This is a genomic window from Cupriavidus sp. 01L45 (assembly GCF_056399885.1).
In genome coordinates this window covers 58,777-78,339 of sequence record NZ_JBFTSG010000044.1, presented here as the reverse complement: position 1 = coordinate 78,339, position 19,563 = coordinate 58,777, and the positions used below count along the sequence as shown (strand labels likewise).

The window sequence follows — 19,563 nt, the reverse complement described above, 5'->3', positions numbered from 1 at the left end:
GTGCAACAACCATCCCGCCAACCGCGGCGGCATCACCAAGGTGATCGAGGCCGTGCGCCAGTTGCGCGGCGAAGCGCACCCGGCCGTGCAAGTCAGGAACTGCGACCTGGCGCTGGCCCAGGGCACCGGCGGCTATCTCGGCTCGCGCCATGGCAGCGCCACCTTGATCATGGAACGGGAGTAACAAGATGGCGACCCCCTACACCCCCACCCTGTTGAAAGCACCGGCCGAGTCGCCGGACAACGCGGCGTTCTGGCAGGCCGCGCGCGAAGGCCGCCTGCTGGTCAGGCATTGCAAGTCCTGCGGCAAGCCGCACTGGTATCCGCGCACGCTGTGCCCGTTCTGCATGGGCGAGACCGAATGGAAGCAGGCCTCGGGCCGTGGCACCGTCTATTCGCTCAGCGTTACCCGCCGGGCCGGTCCCACGCCCTTCTGCATTGCCTATGTGGAGCTCGAGGAAGGCGTATCGATGATGACCAACATCATCGATTGCGACCTGGACGCGGTGCGCATCGGCCAGCCGGTCCGGCTCAAGTTCGCCGCGACCGCCGATGGGGCGCCGGTGCCGGCCTTCACGCTCGCCTGACTGACGGGGTCCGTCCGGCTTCCGGACGCCGCTCGACAACGCCGGCTAGCGCGTCACCGTCGCTTTGTGGGAGTAGCGGTCGCCCCGAAAGATCAGCTCCGATGTGCAAAGCGCGATGCCACGGATATCGATCGGGGTGCATCGCAGGCGTAGCAGCGGGGTTCCATCCGCGACCCCCAGCCGCCGCGCCACATCCCCGGCGGCGGGGATCGCCGAGCTTTCGGTAGTGACCTCTTTCATCCGGTAACCCAGCCGGCTCTCGAAGATCGCCATGACGTCATTGGTCTCAAGGTCCTCCTTCACCAGCGCGCGGATCACCGCTTCGTCACCCATGATCATGAAGAGGGCCGCGGGCTCGGCATTCGACATCCGGAGCGTAGTAGCGCATAGCAGCGCAGCGCCCGAATTCAGGCCCAGTGCTTCCACGGCGAACGCCGGCGCCTTGATCTTGCGCACCGAGACCAGCTTGCCATGGGCAAGTTTCCCCCGTGCGCGCGAAGCCTCATAGAAGCCCGTCAGCGGCCCCAGGTTCGAGGTCTCCGCGGGCCGGGTGACGAAGCTGCCCTTGCCGTTGAACTTCTCGATCAGGCCGCTGGCGTGCAGTCCGGCCAGCGATTGCCGGACCGTGATGCGGCTGACGCCAAACTCCGCCATCAGTTCGGATTCCGACGGCAGCTTGGCGCCAGGCCCAAGCTTGTTGTCGACGATGCGCTGGCGGAGTTCTTCTTCGATTTGCCTGAATCTGGGCTGGGGCGTGGTCAAGGTCCGGGTCCTTCGTGTTTCGAGCGGATCCCCTGGCTGGAGATCCTGGCGGTCCATGGATTATACCTATCATGACAGGAGTCCTCCCTCACCCTTGACCTGTTATAACAGGTCGTGGCAGTATTGAACCGCCAAGAGTACGGCCGACCGTACCGCCGGCTCAGAGATACGGAGCGAGACACAGACACGCCGGCTGCCAGTCATGCGCAACCCCGGTGTGACCCTTTGCGCGCTCTCGTGTCTTGCGCGGCGATACCGGCCAGCGAGCAACGCTTCACGATACGAGAGAACGGAATGAGCAACGCAGCACAGAATTCCCGCGCGCAAGCGGCAGCGGCGGAGTATGACTACATCGTCGTCGGCGCGGGCTCGGCCGGCTGCGCCCTGGCGGCGCGGCTGGCGGAAGATCCGGCGGTCACGGTGGCATTGCTGGAGGCTGGCCCGGACGACCATCATTACAGCGTGTGGACGCCGCTCGCCCTGGCYGCCGTGGTGCCCAAGCGCGGTCCGCGCAACTACGCGTACCGCACCGTTGCGCAGCCGGGCCTCGACGGGCGGCGCTCCTACCAGCCGCGCGGCCGGGGGCTGGGCGGCAGTTCTTCGATCAACGGCATGGTCTACATCCGCGGCCACCGCAATGACTACGACCTTTGGGAGCGCCTGGGCTGCAAGGGCTGGGGTTACGACGATGTGCTGCCCTATTTCCGCCGCAGCGAGCGCAACCAGCGCGTCAGCGACAGGCACCATGGCAGCGATGGCCTGCTGCATGTCAACGACCTGCGCACGCCGAACCCCTTCTCGCAGCGCTTCGTCGCGGCGGCCGTGCAGGCCGGCTTGCCGTTGAACAATGACTTCAATGGCGCTGAGCAGGAAGGTGCCGGCCTGTACCAGGTCACGCAACGCAACGGCGAACGCTGGAACAGCGCGCGCGCCTACCTGCATGGCGGCAACGCCGCCGACACCGCCCTGAACGGCGGGCGCAGGGGCCTGACCGTCCTGACCGGGACGCAAGCGCTGCGCGTGGTCTTCGAAGGCAAGCGCGCCACCGGGGTGCGCGTGTCGCGCGCCGGCGCCGAGCAGACCCTGCGCGCCAGACGCGAAGTCATCCTTAGCGGCGGCGCCTTCAATTCCCCCCAGTTGCTGCTGGCCTCGGGCATCGGCCCCGCATCGCATCTGGCCGAACACGGCATCGCCGTGGTCCACGATCTGCCGGGTGTCGGCGAAAACCTGCAGGATCACCTCGACATCACCCTTTGCCAGCAGGTCCGCTCGACCGATCTGTACGGCTACAGCCTGGGCGGCGTATTCCGGATGCTGTCGGAAATCCGGCGCTACCGGCGTGAGCGCACCGGGATGGTCAGCTCGAACCTGGCCGAAGCCGGCGCCTTCATCAAGAGCCGCCCCGATCTCCCCGAGCCGGACCTGCAACTGCATTTCATGCCCGGACTCTCGCCCACCCACACCGGAATGAGCCGGCGCGAGCTGAAGCATGGGTTTACCGCCCTCGCCTGCGTGTTGCGCCCGGAAAGCCGGGGACACGTGCGGCTGCAGTCTACCGATACGCGCGATGCGCCGCTGATCGATCCGCGTTTCCTGTCGGCCGAAGCGGACATGGCAGGCATGGTGGCGGGTGTCAGGGCGATGCGCCGCATCTTCTCGCAGCCGGCGCTGGCAGGTGCGGGCGRCAAGGCGCTGCTCATCGATGCGTTCGGCGCCGGCGAGGGCAACGAAGAGGCGATCCGCGCCTACAYCCGCAAGCATGCCGATTCCGTATTCCACCCCGTAGGCACCTGCAAGATGGGCACCGACGACATGGCGGTGGTCGACCCCGAACTGCGCGTGCGCGGCGTGGAGGGCCTGCGCGTGGCCGATGCCTCGATCATGCCGACCCTGATCGGCGGCAATACCAACGCGCCGGCCATCATGATCGGCGAGAAGGCGGCTGACCTGATCCGCGCGGCCGCCAGGTAACCAGGCCGCCCGGGAACCGGCCGCGCCGGTTTTTCCCGGCGTAGGCCGGCAAGCCGAGCGGCCCTTCATGACAGACGACATCCCGAAGCAGAAGTGAGTGATATGAAGCAAAGTCCCTGCACCACCCGGTTTTCTTCCGACCGTACCCACGCCCGCGGCCGCCGGCTTGCCCTGGCGATGACGCTCGCCGCTGCCGCCGCGGCAGCGCACGCGGCCGGCCYCGCTGGTCCGGTTCCCAACCCGTATCTCGCGCAGTCCTACAACAACCAGACTCACTGGAACGATGCCGCTACGGACAGCGTCGGCTTTGCCGTGCCGCGCGGCAACTTCGAAGTCACGCCCGATTCGGTGCAAGTCATTCCCAACGAATCGGGGAGCCTGCCCCTGGTTGCCGATCGCGTCGGCGGCAAGGACATCTACTGGTGGTGGGCCGGCTTTTCGCTGCGCAAGGTGGGCGTGGATGGCGACAAGCTGGTGGAACTCGCCCGCACCGAAATTCCGGTACACCTGCCGAACTACACGCCGGTCACCGCCGAGCGGCGCCGCGAACAGGCCGCGGAGGTGAAGACGTTCCTCGATGCAAGGGACGAGCAGGGTCTGCTCGACTATATGAAGTCCCAGCCGAACCGCGCCTTGACGCTGGCGGAAGATCAGGTCGCCAACGGCGCGGTCTATGCGGTACTCGGCCGTGACGACGCCTTCTACGGCTGCAGCGGCCGCCAGATCTTCCGTATCGACCAGGAGGATCCGAAGGAAGCGGGCTCCGGGATGAAGGCGCCGCGGGCGATCACGCTGCCGGCTTCCCTTTTCGACAATGCCAGGGCGGCGAGCGGCACGCGCAGTCCGGCCGACATCCTGTTCGGCATGGGCATGTCTTACAACGGCTACCTGGTCGTGAATACGCTGGGCGGCAAGGTCATCACCCTGAACCGCGACACGCTCGAAGTCGTCGACGTCTTCACGGTTGCGGGCAAGGACGAACTGTTCATGAACAGCTTCGCCACCGGCCCCGAGGCCAACGGCGGCGCGGTGTATGTCGCATCCAACACGACCATGTACCGCCTGGTGGTGGACAAGGACGGCAAGATCCGCAGCGACGAAGCCAGCGGCGCATGGCAGGCGTCCTACGATCGCGGCGTGCGCATGCCGGCGCCGAAGATCGGCGACGGCACCGGCTCGACGCCGACCTTGATGGGGTTCAGCCCGAATGAGGACAAGCTGGTCGTCATCACCGACGGCGCGAAGAAGATGCGCCTGGTAGCGTTCTGGCGGGACAAGATCCCCGCCGGCTGGAAACAGAAGCCCGGCACGCTGTCGCCGCGCATCGCCGACCAGAAGGTGGTCGACATGGGGCCGGCGCAGGAGTCGGTACAGTCGGAGCAATCCGTGGCCGGCTTCGGCGACTATGCCTTCGTCGTGAACAACATTCCCACCGGAAGCGCCCCCCAGCTCAGCCCGTCCGGCACCTTCGCCAGCCTGGTCAACGGCGCCACCCGCCCCGGCCCGGCCGGCGTCGCCGCCCTCAAGTGGCAGCAGAAGGCACATGCCTGGCGCACGCAATGGGTGCGCACCGATGTGTCCTCGATCTCGATCGTGCCAATGATCAGCGGTGCCGGCCGCATGGCGATCATCGACGGGTATTTCACCGGCAAGTGGAATGATCGCTACCACATCGGCATGGATCTCGACACCGGCAAGACCGTAATGACAATCCGCACTGGCAGCGACCCGACCTTCAACGGCTTCTACTCGCCGATCAAGGTCGATCCGCAGGGCCACATCTTCTACAGCGGTGCGTTCGGGCTGATGCGCCTGGACACGGCGAAGATGCGGCGCGTGCCGGCGGACGACCCGGTGATGACGGCGCGGCACGACTGACGCCATGGGTGGCGCAATGCCCGCGCTTTCGCAAGGAGCCTGGCTGGCGCGAACGCGTCAGCCTGTATGCAACTGCCGTACAGCCAGCGCCAGGTGGCGGCTGATGGCAGCCCCAAAGACGAGGAGACACAAGATGCAAGCTGCTGTTACCGCCCCCGACCTGCCTGCAACCAGGGCGACGGACACCGAGAGCTGGCCCTTTACCGTCAGGCGGTCCACGCCGACCATCGGCGCGGAGATCGGCGGCATCGACCTGCGCCAGCCGCTCGACGACGCTACCTATCTCGCCCTGCGCCGCGCGCTGGTGAAGTTCAAGGTGCTGTTCTTCCGCGACCAGGAGATCTCGCCGGCGCAGCATGTGGCCGTGGCGCGCCGCTTCGGCGAACTGGAGATCCACCCCATGATCGGCCACCACCCGGACCATCCGGAGCTGGTGGTGTTTGGCCGCAACGGGGGGCAGCGCGGCCGCGAGAACCTGTACCACTCCGACGTGTCATGGCGCGAAGTCCCGTCCATGGCCTCGATGCTGCGTTGCGTGGAAACGCCCGAGGTGGGCGGCGACACGATCTGGGTCAATATGGCGGCGGCCTATGCCAACCTGCCGGAAGACGTCAAGGCGCGCATTGCCCGGCTCAATGGCGTGCACGACGCGATGCCGACCTTCGGCCAGGCCCTTGCGGACGACAAGTACGAGGCCATGCGCCAGAAGTACCCGCCCGCGGTCCACCCCGTGGTGCGCACGCATCCGGAAAGCGGTGAAAAGATCCTCTACGTCAACGAGGGGTTCACGACCCACTTCGCCAACTACGCCAGGGAGCAGCCGTACCGCATCGGCTCCGACTTCCGGCCGGCGGAGATGGACCTGATGCAATACCTCTTCCGCCAGGCTGCCGCGCCCGAGTACCAGGTGCGTCTGAAATGGCAGCGCAACACCATTGCCTTCTGGGACAACCGCTCCACCCAGCACTATGCAGTCCAGGACTACTTCCCGGCGGTACGGCACATGATGCGGGCGACCGTCATCGGCGACCGTCCGGTCTGAGCCGGGCATCCGGCTGCTCGTACCACGCGTACAAAACACGAAGGAGAACGCTAATGAAGATGCTGAACCATTTCTACATCAACGGCCAATGGGTCGAACCATCCGCCGGCAGCACGCTGGTGGATATCGTCGATCCGGCCACCGAAGCACCGGCCGGCAAGCTGGCAATGGGCACCGCCACGGACGTCCACGCCGCCGTCGCCGCCGCGCGGGCTGCTTTCCCGGCGTGGTCGGAAACCAGCCGCGAGGAACGTATCGCCCTGCTTGAACGCGTGATCGAGCTTTACCGCGCCCGCCTGGGCGACATCGCCGAGGCCGTGCGTGCCGAAATCGGCGCCCCTATCACGCTGTGCAAGAACGTGCAGGCGCCCATCGGGCTGGCGCAGATCCAGGCCGCCGTGGAGACGCTGCGCCATTTCGAGTTCGAAACCGCGCATGCCAAGAGCTATGTCCGGCGAGAGGCGATCGGCGTCGCCGCGCTGATCACGCCCTGGAACTGGCCGTTGAACCAGATCGCCGCCAAGGTTGCGCCGGCGCTGGCCGCGGGCTGCACGGTGGTGCTCAAGCCGTCCGAGATTTCGCCGCTGGACGCGATCATCTTCGCCGAGATCATGCACGAAGCCGGCACGCCTCCCGGCGTATTCAACATGATCTATGGCGCAGGCCCGATCGTGGGCGCCGCCCTCTCCTCGCACCCCGGCGTGGACATGGTGTCGATCACCGGATCCACGCGCGCCGGCGTGGAAGTGGCGATCAGCGCCGCCCCTACCGTCAAACGGGTGGCCCAGGAGCTTGGCGGCAAGTCCGCGCTGCTGATCCTCGACGATGCCGACCTGCAAGCCGCGGTGACCAGCGGCGTGGCGCAGTGCATGGCCAACTCCGGGCAGACCTGCGTGGCGCCGACGCGCATGCTGGTGCCGCGCGAACGCTATGAGGAGGCCGTCACCATCGCCGCCGCGGCTGCCAACGCGGTCGTCGTGGGCGACCCGGCGGATCCGGCCACCAGGATGGGCCCGATCTCCAACCGTGGGCAGTACGAAAAGGTGCAGCGCATGATCGGCATCGGCATCGAGGAAGGCGCGCGCGTGGTGGCTGGCGGCCCTGGCCGTCCGGAAGGGCTGGAGCGCGGCTTCTACACCAGGCCCACCGTTTTCGCCGATGTGCGCAATGACATGGCCATCGCTCGCGAGGAAATCTTCGGGCCCGTGCTGGCCATGATCCCGTATGACGGCGAAGAGGACGCCATCGCGATTGCCAACGACTCCGTGTTCGGCCTGGCCGGCTATATCGCCTCGGGCAACCCCGAACGCGCACGCCGCGTGGCGGCGCGCCTGCGGGTGGGATCGGTGCGGATCAATGGGGCGATGCTGGATATCACGGTGCCTTTCGGCGGGTACAAGACTTCGGGCAACGGGCGGGAGTATGGGGCCGAGGGTCTGGCCGAGTTCCTGGAGTGCAAGTCGGTGACGAGCTGAAACAAGAGAAGAAAGCGAGGTTTATCCGGCTTTCGTGTGGGTCGATTCATCGCTGGGGTGACTCCAGCAATGCCGCCCTCTCCCGCATGGCGGGAGAGGGGCGCAAACCGGCGTTTTGCCGCAGGCCACCCGCACCCGTTCAGAACACAGGCACTACGCGGCCATCGCCACGCAATACCGCCCCAGGTGGTAATCCGAATCCCCCAGCAGCACATCCATCATCGTCAGCCGCTTGAAGTAGTCTCCCACCTCCAGCTCATCGGTCATGCCCATGCCGCCGTGCAGCTGCACCGCTTGCTGGCCGACCAGGCGGCCAGCCCTCGCCACCACCACCTTCGCGCCGGACAGCATACGGCGACGCGCGGCGAGGTCGGACTCGGTCAGCCCCTGCGCGGCAACATAGGCCATCGACAGCGCCAGCTCGGCCTGCACCAGCATATCCGCCATGCGATGCTGCAGGGCCTGGAAACTCGCCAGCGGCTTGCCGAACTGGTGACGGTTGCGCAGGTATTCGCCGGTGATGGCAATCAGCTTCTCCATCGCGCCCGCCGCTTCGGCGCAGAGCGCGGCAAGGCCGTGATCGATACCGTGCTCGAGCGCGGCCAGGCCATCGGCAGGCTGGCCGATCACCGCATCGCCGCCCACCAGCACATTGCTCAGCGTCAGGTCCGCGGCATGCAGGCCATCCATGGTGGGGTAGGCACCGATGGTCAGCCCGGGCACGTCGCGCGGCACCAGGAATAGCGCAAGGTCGTTGCTGCCGGCGACACGGGCGCTGACCAGCAAGGCGTCCGCGGCCGCACCGTGCCAGGCCAGCGACTTGATACCGTTGAGCACATAGCCGTCGCCGCGGCGCTCGGCGCTGGCGCGCGCGGCCTCCGGGCGGTAACGGGTGGCGGGTTCGAGATAGGCCAGCGCAAGCACGCGCTCGCCGGCGGCAAGCGCGGGTAGCCAGGCTTGCTGCTGCGCCTTGCTGCCGTACGCGGCGAGCACCGCCGTAGCCATCACCGCGCTGGGGATCACCGGTTCCAGCACCAGGCCCCGGCCCAGCTCGCGATGCACCACCAACTGGCTCGCCGCACCTTGGCCGAAGCCGCCGAATTCCGGCGGCACGGTCAGTCCCAGCACGCCCATCTCGGCCAGCGCCGACCACATCCTGCGGTCGAAGCCGCCGCCACCGCGTGCGCTGTTGCGGCGTTGCGTAAAGGTATATTCCGTGTCGACAAACCGGCGCAGGCTGTCCGCCAGCATTTGCTGTTCTTCGCTGTAGGTGAAGTCCATGTCTGCTTAGTCCCTTCAGAAACCGAGGATCATCTTGGCGATGATGTTCTTCTGCACCTCGGTGGCGCCGCCATAGATCGTGGTCTTGCGCATATCGAAGTAGGTCGAGGCCGCCGGCGCGGCCCAGTCCGGGCCGCTCACCGGTTGCACGGAGCCCGCGTCGAGCCATTGCGGCGCAAATGGCCAGGCGTGCGGGCCAGCCACCTCCATCTGCAGCATGGCGATATCCTGCTGCAGCTCGGAGCCGCGAATCTTGATGATGGAGGCCTCGGGGCCCGGGCCCCGGCCGCCATCCTGGGTGATCGCGCGCAGCAGCAACATCTCCAGCGCCATCAGGTCCATCTCCAGGCGCGCGATCTTGTCGCGCATGCGCACGTCCTCGCTCATCGGACGGCCCGCGCCATCGGTGGCCTGGCTGGCATAGTGCTTGAGCTGGCGCAACTCGCGGTGGCAATGGCCGATGCCGGCAATGCCGGTGCGCTCATGGCCCAGCAGGTATTTGGCGTAGGTCCAGCCACGGTTTTCCTCGCCCACGAGGTTGGCGACCGGCACCTCGACATTCTCGAACCACGTTTCGTTGACATCGTGACTGCCATCGAGCGTGACGATGGGCCGCACGGTGATGCCGGGCGAGTTCATGTCGATCAGCAGCATCGAGATGCCTTCCTGCTGCTTGGCCTCGGGATCGGTCCGTACCAGGCAGAAGATCCAGTCTGCGTACTGGGCCATGGTGGTCCAGATCTTCTGGCCGTTGACGATGTAGCGGTCGCCCCGGCGCTCGGCGCGCGTCTTCAGCGAGGCCAGGTCTGAGCCCGAGCCCGGCTCCGAGTAGCCCTGGCACCAGAAATCCTCCATGCCCGGGATGCGCGGCAGGAAGCGCGCCTGTTGCTCGGGGCTGCCGTATTTCATCAGCACCGGGGCGATCATGGTCAGGCCGAACGAGAGCAGGCGCGGCGCGCCGGCGCGGAATGTCTCGATCTCGAAGATCAGGCGCTGCATGGCGGTCCAGCCGGTGCCGCCGAACTGCTTCGGCCAGGCCGGCGCACCCCAGCCGTGCGCGTGCAGGATACGGTGCCAGCGCACGTAGTCGTCCTTACCCAGGCGGCGGTGGCCCAGCACCTTGTCGCGGATATCGGCGGGCAGCCTGTCCTGCGCAAAGGCACGGACCTCCTCCCGGAACCCTTGTTCCGCCGCGGTGAATCGCAAATCCATTGGCTTGTCCCCTCGTATGCTCGCGCGCGCCCGGCGCCTCTCTGCCTGCGCCAGGCCCGGCGTGTTTGAAAGTGTTTGGCTGCCCCCATGCTAGCGGTACGAGATGCGTCCCGGCCGCGCGCCGACGGGTGGGCCACCCATCGGGCAAGAACACCCTGCCGGCGCCGCCGCACCGGGTTCAAAGACCGATGGTGTAGCCCCCGTTGACCGACAGGTGCTGCCCCGTCACATAAGAGCCCGCATCGGAAAGCAGGAAGCAAACCGGACGCGCCACTTCTTCCGGCGCCGCCCAGCGCCCCAGCGGGATCTGCGCGAGGTAGGTGTCCCGGAACTTGTCGCTGCGGATGGTCTCGGTCATCGGCGTCTCCACCACGCCGAAGCCGACGGTATTGACGCGGATGGCGTACTTGCCCCACTCGCGCGCCGCGCACATGGTCAGGCCCAGCACGCCCGCCTTCGCCGCGCCGTAGTTGATCTGGCCGATGGTGCCGCGGCGCCCCGCGTCGGATGAAATATTGACGATGGCCCCGCCCGTGGCGTCTCCGGCGCGCGCGCGCTCCAGCATGTGGCGGCCGGCCGCTTGCAGGAAGTGAAAGGAGCCGGTCAGGTGCACGTCGATCACCTGCTGCCAGGCTTGCGCCGTCATCTTCTCGATCATGGCCGGGCGCGTGATGCCTGCGTTGTTGACCAGGCCATGCACGGCCCCGAAACGCGCCACGGCTTCGCGCACGGCATGCGCGGCAAATTCCGCGTCGGCTACGCTGCCGGCCAGCGTCAGCAGCGGGGCGTCGCCGCAGGCCAGCCGCAGTTCGGCCAGCGCTTCGGCGTTCAGGTCCACGGCGCTCACCTGGGCGCCCAGGTCCAGCGCCAGGCGCGCGATGGCGCGGCCGATGCCCTGTGCCGCGCCGGTGACGATGATGCTCTTTCCCTGCAGGGAATTCGGGGTGCAGTCCATATTCTCTCCTTCCTGTCGGCGATCAGTAGCGCATCTGCAGCAGCCACGTGGCCACCATGGCCGGGCGCTCGCTCCCTTCCACATGGATCTCCACCCGCCAGATGCCGCGCACCTCGCCCGGGCGGACGTCTTCCAGACCGGCCAGGTGGAAGCTGCCGCGGATGCGGGCACCCGCCGGCACCGGGCCGGTGAAGCGGATCTTGTCGAAGCCGTAGTTGAGCAGGAGCTTGCAGCCCGGAAGGCTGAAGCACTGCGTGTAGGCGACGGTGACCATCGACAGGGTCAGCAGCCCGTGGGCGATGGTGCAGCCATAGGGCGAATCGGCGGCGGCGCGCGCCGGATCGACATGGATCCATTGCCGGTCGCCGGTCACGTTGGCAAAGGTGTCGATGGTGGCCTGGTCAAGGGTGAAATAGCCGCTGACCGCGGCCGGCCCGTGTAGCCGGGCGCGAACCGCGTCGATGGAGTTCAGGGTATGCATAGGTCTAATCCGCTTTCAGTCCGAGGGTGTTCGCCACCGGAATCCATTTGGCGCGTTCCTCGCTCAGGAGACGGCCAAACTCCTCCGGGGTGGCAGGAAGGGGTTGCGCGCCGATGGCCTGCAGCTTCTCTATCAGCGCGGGTTGCCGCAACGACACATTGATGGCCTTGCTCAGTCTCGCGATGACCGGCTCCGGCGTCCTGGCCGGGGCCACCACGCCGAACCACGCGCTGGCATCGGTATTGGGAAAACCCAGTTCGCGCAGCGTCGGCACGTCCGGCAGCAGCGCAAAGCGCGTGGCGTCCAGAATGGCAAGCGCGCGGATCTTGCCGGCGCGTACCTGTTGCAGCGACGACGGCAGCGCGTCGAAGAGCAGGTCGATATTGCCGCCGACCAGGCTGATGATGGCGGGAGCGCTGCCGCCATAGGGCACCAGGGTGGCCTTGAAGCCCAGGGCATTGGCGGTGTACTCGCCGGCCAGGTGCGAGATGTTGCCGTTGCCGGCCGATCCCATGGTCAGCTTGCCCGGCTCCTTCTTGCCGAGGGCTACCAGCTCCGCGACCGACTTCACCGGCAAACCGGGCCTGATGGCCAGCAACAGCGGCGTCTTGCCGAGGCCCGCCACCGGCACGAAGTCCTTGACAGGGTCGTAGGGCAATTTGCGGAACAGCGCGCTGTTGATCACCAGCGGGCCGTTCGAACCGATCAGGAAAGTCCTGCCGTCCGGCTCGGCGCGGGCAACCGTCTCGGCAGCGATCATCCCTGCCCCGCCGGCCTTGTTTTCCACCACGATCGGAGTGCCCAGCGCATTGGCGGCTTCATGCGCCACCAGGCGGGTTATCTGGTCCGTGGCGCCACCCGGAGGATAGGGCACGATGAAGCGGATGGGCTGGTTCCGGCCTTGTGCATGCGTGGCCGCCGGCATGCACAGGAAGGCCACGGCAATTGCCATGGCACGAACGAAGCATTGCATGGTTGTCTCCGCCATTTCTGTTATCGATGGATGTGGCGCGGCGCCGGCCAGGGCTCAGATCCGCCCTTTGCCGCGCAGCGCGCCGATGCGCTCGGGCGGATAGCCCAGTTCCCGCGCCAGCACTTCGTCGGTGTGCTGGCCAAGCGTGGGCGCGGCTCGCTCATAGCGGATCGGCGTGTCGGAGAAGCGGATGGGGTTGGCGAGCGAGGGCACCTGTACCCCATTGCCATGGGGCATGGACAGCAGCATTTGCCGATGCCTGACTTGCGGATCCTCGAATACCTGCTGCATGTTGTAGATCGGACCGCATGGCACATTGGCCGCTTCCATGCGCGCGATCCATTCCGCCATCGGGCGCGTCAGCATGGCGCGCGCGATCTCGGGGATCAGCTCCGCGCGATAGCGATTGCGCTGCGGGGCCGAGGAAAAACGGGGATCCGTTGCCAGCCCGGGCCGGTCGATTACACCGCAAAACGCAGTGAACTGGTTGTCGTTGCCGACCGCCACGATGACGTCGCCCTCCTGGCAGCGGAACACCTGGTAAGGCACCATGTTGGAGTGGGCATTGCCCATGCGCTGCGGAATCTTGCCGGACAGGAAGTAATTGATGGCCTGGTAGGAGCCGATGGTGACCATGCAGTCGAGCAGCGCCAGGTCGATATGCTGGCCGCTCCCGCTGATATTGCGGTGTTCCAGCGCGGCCAGGATGGCGGTGCTGGCGTACATGCCGGTAAGCAGGTCGCTGATGGCGATGCCGGACTTGACGGGGCCGCCTCCGGCCTCGCCGTCCGGCAGGCCGCTGATGCTCATCAGGCCGCTCATGCCCTGGAACACGAAGTCATAGCCGGGCAACGACGCATAGGGCCCGGACTGGCCGAAGCCGGTGATGGAGCAATAGACCAGGCGCGGATTCAGCGCGCGCAGGTCTTCATAGGCAAGGCCGTAGCGTGCCAGCGTTCCCACCTTGTAGTTCTCCACAAGCACGTCCGCCGTGCGCGCCAGTTCGCGCACGATCTCCTGGCCTTCCGGCGAGGCCAGGTCCGCCGTGACCGAGCGCTTGCCGCGATTGGCGCTGAGGAAGTACGACGAATCGGCGGTTTCCATGCCTTGCGCGTTCCTCAGGAACGGCGGGCCATAAGCGCGCGTGTCGTCGCCTCCGCCCGGCCGCTCTATCTTGATCACGTCCGCGCCCATGTCGGCGAGATTCTGCGTGGCCCACGGGCCTGCCAGCACGCGTGTCAGGTCGAGCACCTTGATATGTCCGAGCGCTTTCATCATGTCAGTCTGTCCTCGCCAAAAATTGCATCTGTCATCGAATCTGTCATCGAACGTCGCGCCAGATTAGTCAGCGCGCAAGACAGCGTCCAATACCGATTTGCGCGCGGCCGATAGACAATCGTTATCGCGCCGCGTGCCGGCACCGCGCACGTCGTTGCGCTATCGGGCTAACCCGGATGCGTAATGCCCGCGCGGCGGACTAACATGTTCCCTTCGAAGTCCCCTCTAAGCGAAGTCCCCGATCTGATGGATCTCCGACGCATACGGCACTTTGTCGTGCTGGCCGAAACGCTGAATTTCCACCGCGCCGCCGAACGCCTGCATATCGCGCAGCCCGCCTTGTCGGTTTCGATCCAGAAGCTGGAGGCGGAGCTGGATATCACGCTGTTTTCCAGGGACGCGCGCGGCGTCACGCTGACCGCCGCCGGCCGCGCCGCGCTGGCCGAAGCGCGTCTTATCCTCTTTCACGGGGGGCAGTTGAGCGAAGTGGCCCGTGCCGCCAGTTGCGGCACCGGCGGCGTTCTGCGCATCGGCTTTGTCGGCTCCGCCACCCTTGCGTTGCTGCCGCGCCTGGTGTCCCGCTTTCACGCCGACTACCCCGGTGTGGAGCTGGTCCTGCGCGAATCCACTTCCGTGCGCATCATGCAGATGCTGGACGAGGAAGCGCTCGATGTGGGCCTGGTGCGCACGCCCTTGCTCAGGCGCGCCAACGCGGAACAGTTGCAGCTGGAGCACGACCAGTTCGTGGCAGCGCTGCCGCGCGCCCACCCGCTGGCCGGTGAAGGACCCATGCCGCTGGCCGGACTGGCGCAGGAGCGCTTTGTGATGTACGCCCCGGACGAAGGGTCCGGGCTGCACAGCGCGGCCATGATGGCCTGCCAGCTCGCGGGCTTCCTGCCGCGCGTCAGGCAGGAAGCCATCCAGATCCAGACCGTACTGGCACTGGTGGAAAGCGGGCTCGGGGTTGGCCTGGTGCCGTCCATCGTGAAACGCTGGCCGAGCGCCGGCATCGTCTACCGGCCCTTCACCGACTTCCCGCTGGCGGCATCCATCGGCCTGGCGCTGGTCCACCGCCCGGGCCTTGAAAGCCAGGCGGCGCATCGTTTCCGGGAACTGGCGGAGCGCGAGTTCCCGCTCGGGACCGTGGCGGACGGGACGGGATGCGCCGGGCTGACGCATCCCGTCCCCTGACTGCCCGTCCCCGCTTGCCTGCCGATGGTCTCGGCAAGCGCTGCGTCAGGCGCGTCTACTTCGCCTCCAGCGAGCGGGCGGCCTCATCGATCAGATCGGCGATCTCTCCCGCATGCGACGCCAGCGAAGCGTGGCTCGCCGCAAGCGAAATCGTCTTCTTCGGCTGCATGCGTTCCGCCATCCAGCGCTCGGCCTCCGGCGGGATCATGCGGTCGTTGTCCGACACCTGGTACCAGGCAGGCTTGGTCTTCCAGGCCGGCGGTCCGGACTTATCCTCGAAGCACCGTGCTGCGATAGGCTTTTGCGTCGCCGCCATCACCAGGGCGTCCGTGTCATCCAGGTCGTCGCCAAAGCTCTCCTTGAAGGCCACGGGATCGAGCCAGAGGAAGCCTTCCTTGTCCGGCCGGATATGCGCGGCGCCCGGAGGCGGCGCTTGCCGTGCAAAGATGCTCCCCAGGCTTTCCCCTTCATCCGGCGCGAACGCGGCGACATAGACAAGGCCCGCCACATTCGGCGCGTGGCCAGCGCCGGTGATGACCGCGCCGCCATAGGAATGCCCCACCAGCAAGGTCGGACCCTCCTGTGCCGCGGCGAGCTTGCTCGTGCGGTCAATGTCGTCGGCCAGCCCCGTCAGGGGGTTTTGCACCGCGACCACGTGGTAGCCCTTGGCGTGCAGCAAGGGGATGACGCCCCGCCAGTGCGAGGCATCGCCCCAGGCACCATGCACAAGAACAATGTTCATCCGAGACTTGGTCATATCCTTTCTCCGTTTGGCAGCATGAAGATCGGGGGCTGCCATCCCGCACAACAATGCCGTAACCATGGAACAAGCTACCGGACCCAAATCCCTCGGGAACCGTATGCTGACTAGCTTAGACGATTGAACCGCGGTCTAAGCCGGGAAAACATGCCCGGGAGCCGCCCAGGCAAAGCGCCCGGCGAACATCCGTGCTGCACTCGCCGCATCGCGCATGAGCCGCTCAACGATCTCCGCCGCCGGCACGATGCCATCGGCAAAGCCGCCGGCGGGCCCCAGCGAGACGATCCCGCCTTCGACATCGCCATCCTGGTAGACCCGCTGCCGGGTACGCGAAGACAGGATCAGGTCGCCAAATTCCGCATGGCGGCGCGCGCCACCGGCTTCCAGCCGCTGCACCTCGCGCGCCGCGTCATTGACCAGGACCCGCCACGTATCGCCGAGCGAAGCAAGGATCGCGGTCGAACAACCCGCATCGGACGCCACGATTCTCTGCTTCAGGGCATCGTGCGCGATGATCTCCGACGCGACCATGAAACGGCTGCCCATGACAACGCCGTCGGCGCCCAGCGCGAGCGCGGCGGCAATCTGCCGGCCGTTGCCGATACCGCCGCCGATCACCAGCGGGATGCGGATCTGCTCCAGCGCAAAGGCGCCATTCAGGAACGCCGACAGCTGGTTGTCTCCCGGATGGCCACCCTCTTCCATCCCGACCAGCGCGATCGCGTCCACCCCAAGCCGCTCCGCGCTCAGCGCATGGCGCACGCTGGGGCACTTGTGGATCAGGATGCCGCCGCCATCATGGATGGCATCGACCAGTTCCCCTGGCGACGAACCCGCGCTCTCGAAGTGGCGCACGCCCTCCGCCAGCGCGGCCTGTATCCACGCGGCGACGTCCTTGTTGGCGCCCGGGCGGCGCGACAGCGTCAGGTTCACGCCGAACGGCCGGCCGTTGGTCAGCGCCCGGCAGCGGCGCAGATCGCGGCGCAAGGCGTCGACACTGTCGAACGAGCGCGCGGTGATAAACCCCATGGCGCCCGCGTTGACCACCGCGGCGACGATGCCGGATTCGCCGAGGTGATGCATGCCGCCGAGCAGCAGCGGATGGCGGATGCCGAAGAGATCGGTGATGCGCGTGCGAAAGCTGGATTCTGTCATGGCATGACGATGGCTTGCGCCATGCTTATCCCTCGAACGACGGGGAACGTTTCTCGACAAAGGCGGAGACCGCTTCCCGATGGTCCTCGGTCTGGTGCGACAGGACCTGAAAGGCCGCCGACATCTCCAGCAGCGTGTCCAGCCGCGTGTGCATGCCCTCGCGCAGCAGCCGCTTGGCCAGCCGGACCGCGTGCGGCGGGTTGGCGGCAATCGCCTGCGCGATGCCGTACGCGGTGGGCAGCAGTTCCCCGGCCGGTACCACGCGCGACACCAGGTTCCATTCCAGCGCCTGGCGCGCATCGATCATCCGGCCGGTAAAGGTCAGCTCCGCCGCGCGCGACAGGCCGACGATGCGCGGCAGCAGCCAGGCGCCGCCGTCGCCGGGAATGATGCCCAGCTTGACGAAGCTCTCGGCGAACCTGGCTTGCTCCGACGCGATGCGGATGTCGCACATGCACGTCAGGTCCAGCCCCGCGCCGATGGCAGGCCCGTTGACCGCCGCGATCAACGGCACCTCCAGGTTGAACAGCGCCAGCGGCAGGCGCTGGATGCCGCGCCGGTAGTCTTGCCGGATCTCCATGCCAGGTACCTCGCCGGAGGCATGGCGCCCCATGTCGCGCACATTGCCGCCGGACGAAAACGCCGCGCCGCTACCGGTGATCACCACGGCGCGCACGGAGCGGTCGTCCTGGATCCGGTCGACGGCGGCCAGGAACTCCGGTACCGCCGTGTTGCCGGTCAGGGGATTGCGCCGTTCCGGCTCGTTCATGGTCAGCGTAACGATGTGGCCTTCCTGCTCGTACTTCAGAAAATCGGACATGGATTTGTTCTCCTCGCTGCGTCAATCGCTGCTTGATACGATGCTTCCATCGTGGTGAATGGGTGCGGCATGGCGGGTCACTGTCCATCCCGTGAACGGATCCGACACACTCCAGCGCCGGGTCCATCTGGTGTTGCAGGCGCGGCACTGATGTTCCTTGGTCTGGCACACGACGCCCGCGCCAAAGCTGCGCCAGCGGACGTCGCCGACAGGCCGCAGCGCGGCATGGCCATCGGCGCAGCGCGCGTCGTGGCGCAGGCTTTCGCAACGCGCGCACAGGTCCTGCAATGGCGGTGCCGCCTCCGGGCTGGCGGCCAACGGCGGGGGCGGGGGCGCGGGCGCGCGCATGTCAGGGGCGTGGCCGCGCCGCGCCTGAATACGGCGCAGGGACGCCCAGAACAGCGCGCGCAGCGCATCCGATCCGCTCTCCTGGGCCGCGGCCTGGCAGCGTTCGGCATGGTGCTGCATCGCCATGCCGAACTCCGTCGCCGAGGCGAAGCAGACCACCCGCGTATGGAAGTCGCTGTCCTCGATCCAGCGATCGAACAAGCCGGCCAGATGGGCGTAGTAGTCTTCCGTGCCATTCGCCGTGCGCTTCAGCGTGAGCTTGTGGGCGAGCCGGCTGCGCGCGCGAACTTCCATCCGGAGTTCGCTGAGGATCGGCAGCAGCCGCCCGGCGGCCCGGCTGCGCGCGCTCATGCCGGCACGGCGCAGAGCGTCGTCCGTGCGAAATCCGCCACCGAGCCCTGCGCCCGGTCCAGCAGCGCTTCACCGACCATGCGGTTCCAGAACGTCTCCGCGCCATCGGCCGCGCGCCATTCATGCAGGCGCCGCGTGTAGAGCTGGAGATCGTATTCCTCGGTCACGCCGATGGCGCCATGCAGGGCGTGCGCCGCCGCTGCCACCAGCGGCACCGCCATGCTGGTGCGCGCCTTGGCCATGGCTGCCGGCAGCCGGGCCGGGACCTGGCCCGCATCGCTGAAGGCCATTTCGGCGGCAATGCCCGCCGATGCCACATGCTGGGCCATCACGCTCAACTGATGCTGCACCGCCTGGAACTTGCCGATCGACTTGCCGAATTGCGAGCGGTCATTGCAGTATTGCAGGGTCATGCCGAACACCCGGTCAAGGGCACCGGCGATAGCGGCCGCGTGGATCGCCGCGCTGAACAGACGAACCTCTTCGCCATTGCCGCCAAGGGCGGCAGGCACGGCGTCACTGTTCCAGCTCAGCGTGCCGCACAGGCTGCCGCGCACGCCGGTGGGCACGCGCTGCGCTTGCGTCGCGTCAAGCAGCAGCAGGCTGCCGTCCACGTTCGCGAGCACATGGTCGCTGGTCATGCCGAACGGCACCAGCGGCGCGCGCAGCACGCCGTCCGGCGTGCGCCGGCAGGCACCGGCCAGGGTGATCATGCCGGCAGGCACCGGCACGCCGGCGTCGCGCAACAGCGCCCGCGCCGCGATGCTCTGCGCCGCAGGCACCGGCAAGGCATAGCGCCCGAAAGCGGTGAAGATGGGCGCCAGCGCCGGCAATGGCAGCCCCGCGCCGCCTTCGGCCTCGGGCGCCAGCAGTTCCAGGAAACCCGCCGCATCCAGCGCGTCCCAGACCGCCGTGGGCGCCGCGCCTTTCTCGATTGCCCGCACCGCTTCCGGTGTGACCCGGTCGCGCAGGATTTGCTCAATGGCTTCGGTGAACATGAGTCTCTCTTTCTAAATCGTAGGCATTAGCCGTATGCGTTGGCC

General features: G+C 67.1%; 19 protein-coding genes. 7 read left to right on the top strand and 12 right to left on the bottom strand.

Annotation, left to right across the window (positions count from 1 at the left end):
• Together AC1DT6_RS27225 and AC1DT6_RS27220 are read left to right on the top strand one after the other, a co-directional pair.
• A partial coding sequence (locus AC1DT6_RS27225) for a thiolase C-terminal domain-containing protein (protein WP_477115084.1) occupies positions 1-184 on the top strand: 184 nt, incomplete at its 5' end.
• Between the two features lie 4 nt (positions 185-188).
• Positions 189-587 (top strand): Zn-ribbon domain-containing OB-fold protein, encoded by a 399-nt coding sequence (locus AC1DT6_RS27220; RefSeq protein ID WP_441630465.1) that lies wholly within the window; start codon positions 189-191, stop codon positions 585-587.
• A 45-nt stretch (positions 588-632) separates the two neighbouring features.
• Here the strand turns inward: AC1DT6_RS27220 and AC1DT6_RS27215 are convergent, their stop codons facing one another.
• On the bottom strand, positions 633-1,349 hold the full coding sequence (locus AC1DT6_RS27215) for a GntR family transcriptional regulator (RefSeq protein WP_477103644.1): 717 nt from the start codon (positions 1,347-1,349) through the stop codon (positions 633-635).
• Positions 1,350-1,643: 294 nt separating this feature from the next.
• On the opposite strand from AC1DT6_RS27215, the gene AC1DT6_RS27210 reads away from it, so the two are divergent.
• From AC1DT6_RS27210 to AC1DT6_RS27195, 4 genes are all read left to right on the top strand, one after another.
• Positions 1,644-3,320: a GMC family oxidoreductase gene (locus tag AC1DT6_RS27210; RefSeq protein ID WP_477115083.1), complete on the top strand. Its 1,677-nt coding sequence runs from the start codon at positions 1,644-1,646 to the stop codon at positions 3,318-3,320.
• 102 nt (positions 3,321-3,422) lie between these two features.
• Complete coding sequence (locus AC1DT6_RS27205; RefSeq protein WP_477115082.1) at positions 3,423-5,198, top strand: hypothetical protein; 1,776 nt, start codon at positions 3,423-3,425, stop codon at positions 5,196-5,198.
• A 133-nt stretch (positions 5,199-5,331) separates the two neighbouring features.
• Positions 5,332-6,240, top strand: a complete 909-nt coding sequence (locus tag AC1DT6_RS27200) for a TauD/TfdA dioxygenase family protein (protein WP_441630459.1) — start codon at positions 5,332-5,334, stop codon at positions 6,238-6,240.
• A gap of 53 nt (positions 6,241-6,293) precedes the next feature.
• Positions 6,294-7,715, top strand: coding sequence for an aldehyde dehydrogenase family protein (locus AC1DT6_RS27195; protein ID WP_477103642.1), 1,422 nt, complete (start codon positions 6,294-6,296; stop codon positions 7,713-7,715).
• A gap of 153 nt (positions 7,716-7,868) precedes the next feature.
• Here AC1DT6_RS27195 and AC1DT6_RS27190 read toward each other — a convergent pair whose 3' ends face one another.
• The 6 genes from AC1DT6_RS27190 to AC1DT6_RS27165 form a co-directional block, all read right to left on the bottom strand.
• The gene (locus tag AC1DT6_RS27190) at positions 7,869-8,996 is read right to left on the bottom strand and encodes an acyl-CoA dehydrogenase family protein (RefSeq protein ID WP_441630455.1); all 1,128 of its coding nucleotides are present in this window, start codon (positions 8,994-8,996) and stop codon (positions 7,869-7,871) included.
• 15 nt (positions 8,997-9,011) lie between these two features.
• Positions 9,012-10,208 carry an acyl-CoA dehydrogenase family protein gene (locus tag AC1DT6_RS27185; RefSeq protein ID WP_441630453.1) on the bottom strand — a complete coding sequence of 399 codons (1,197 nt, stop codon included), beginning with the start codon at positions 10,206-10,208 and terminating at the stop codon, positions 9,012-9,014.
• A 178-nt stretch (positions 10,209-10,386) separates the two neighbouring features.
• Complete coding sequence (locus tag AC1DT6_RS27180) at positions 10,387-11,163, bottom strand: SDR family NAD(P)-dependent oxidoreductase (protein ID WP_441630451.1); 777 nt, start codon at positions 11,161-11,163, stop codon at positions 10,387-10,389.
• A gap of 22 nt (positions 11,164-11,185) precedes the next feature.
• Entirely contained in the window at positions 11,186-11,644 is a 459-nt protein-coding gene (locus AC1DT6_RS27175) for a MaoC family dehydratase (RefSeq protein ID WP_441630449.1), read from the bottom strand.
• Between the two features lie 4 nt (positions 11,645-11,648).
• Positions 11,649-12,617, bottom strand: a complete 969-nt coding sequence (locus AC1DT6_RS27170) for a Bug family tripartite tricarboxylate transporter substrate binding protein (RefSeq protein WP_441630447.1) — start codon at positions 12,615-12,617, stop codon at positions 11,649-11,651.
• A gap of 54 nt (positions 12,618-12,671) precedes the next feature.
• Positions 12,672-13,895 carry a CaiB/BaiF CoA transferase family protein gene (locus AC1DT6_RS27165; protein WP_441630445.1) on the bottom strand — a complete coding sequence of 408 codons (1,224 nt, stop codon included), beginning with the start codon at positions 13,893-13,895 and terminating at the stop codon, positions 12,672-12,674.
• 246 nt (positions 13,896-14,141) lie between these two features.
• Here AC1DT6_RS27165 and AC1DT6_RS27160 point away from each other — a divergent pair, with 246 nt between their 5' ends.
• Positions 14,142-15,086, top strand: a complete 945-nt coding sequence (locus AC1DT6_RS27160) for a LysR family transcriptional regulator (protein WP_441630443.1) — start codon at positions 14,142-14,144, stop codon at positions 15,084-15,086.
• A 55-nt stretch (positions 15,087-15,141) separates the two neighbouring features.
• Here AC1DT6_RS27160 and AC1DT6_RS27155 read toward each other — a convergent pair whose 3' ends face one another.
• The 5 genes from AC1DT6_RS27155 to AC1DT6_RS27135 form a co-directional block, all read right to left on the bottom strand.
• Positions 15,142-15,843 carry an alpha/beta hydrolase gene (locus tag AC1DT6_RS27155; protein ID WP_441630441.1) on the bottom strand — a complete coding sequence of 234 codons (702 nt, stop codon included), beginning with the start codon at positions 15,841-15,843 and terminating at the stop codon, positions 15,142-15,144.
• A gap of 135 nt (positions 15,844-15,978) precedes the next feature.
• On the bottom strand, positions 15,979-17,001 hold the full coding sequence (locus tag AC1DT6_RS27150) for an NAD(P)H-dependent flavin oxidoreductase (RefSeq protein WP_441630439.1): 1,023 nt from the start codon (positions 16,999-17,001) through the stop codon (positions 15,979-15,981).
• 25 nt (positions 17,002-17,026) lie between these two features.
• Positions 17,027-17,821, bottom strand: coding sequence for a crotonase/enoyl-CoA hydratase family protein (locus AC1DT6_RS27145; protein ID WP_441630437.1), 795 nt, complete (start codon positions 17,819-17,821; stop codon positions 17,027-17,029).
• A gap of 21 nt (positions 17,822-17,842) precedes the next feature.
• Entirely contained in the window at positions 17,843-18,520 is a 678-nt protein-coding gene (locus AC1DT6_RS27140; protein WP_441630435.1) for a hypothetical protein, read from the bottom strand.
• Complete coding sequence (locus AC1DT6_RS27135; RefSeq protein ID WP_441630433.1) at positions 18,517-19,518, bottom strand: acyl-CoA dehydrogenase family protein; 1,002 nt, start codon at positions 19,516-19,518, stop codon at positions 18,517-18,519. The genes AC1DT6_RS27140 and AC1DT6_RS27135 overlap by 4 nt, the downstream gene beginning before the upstream one ends.
• Between the last annotated feature and the right edge of the window lie 45 nt (positions 19,519-19,563).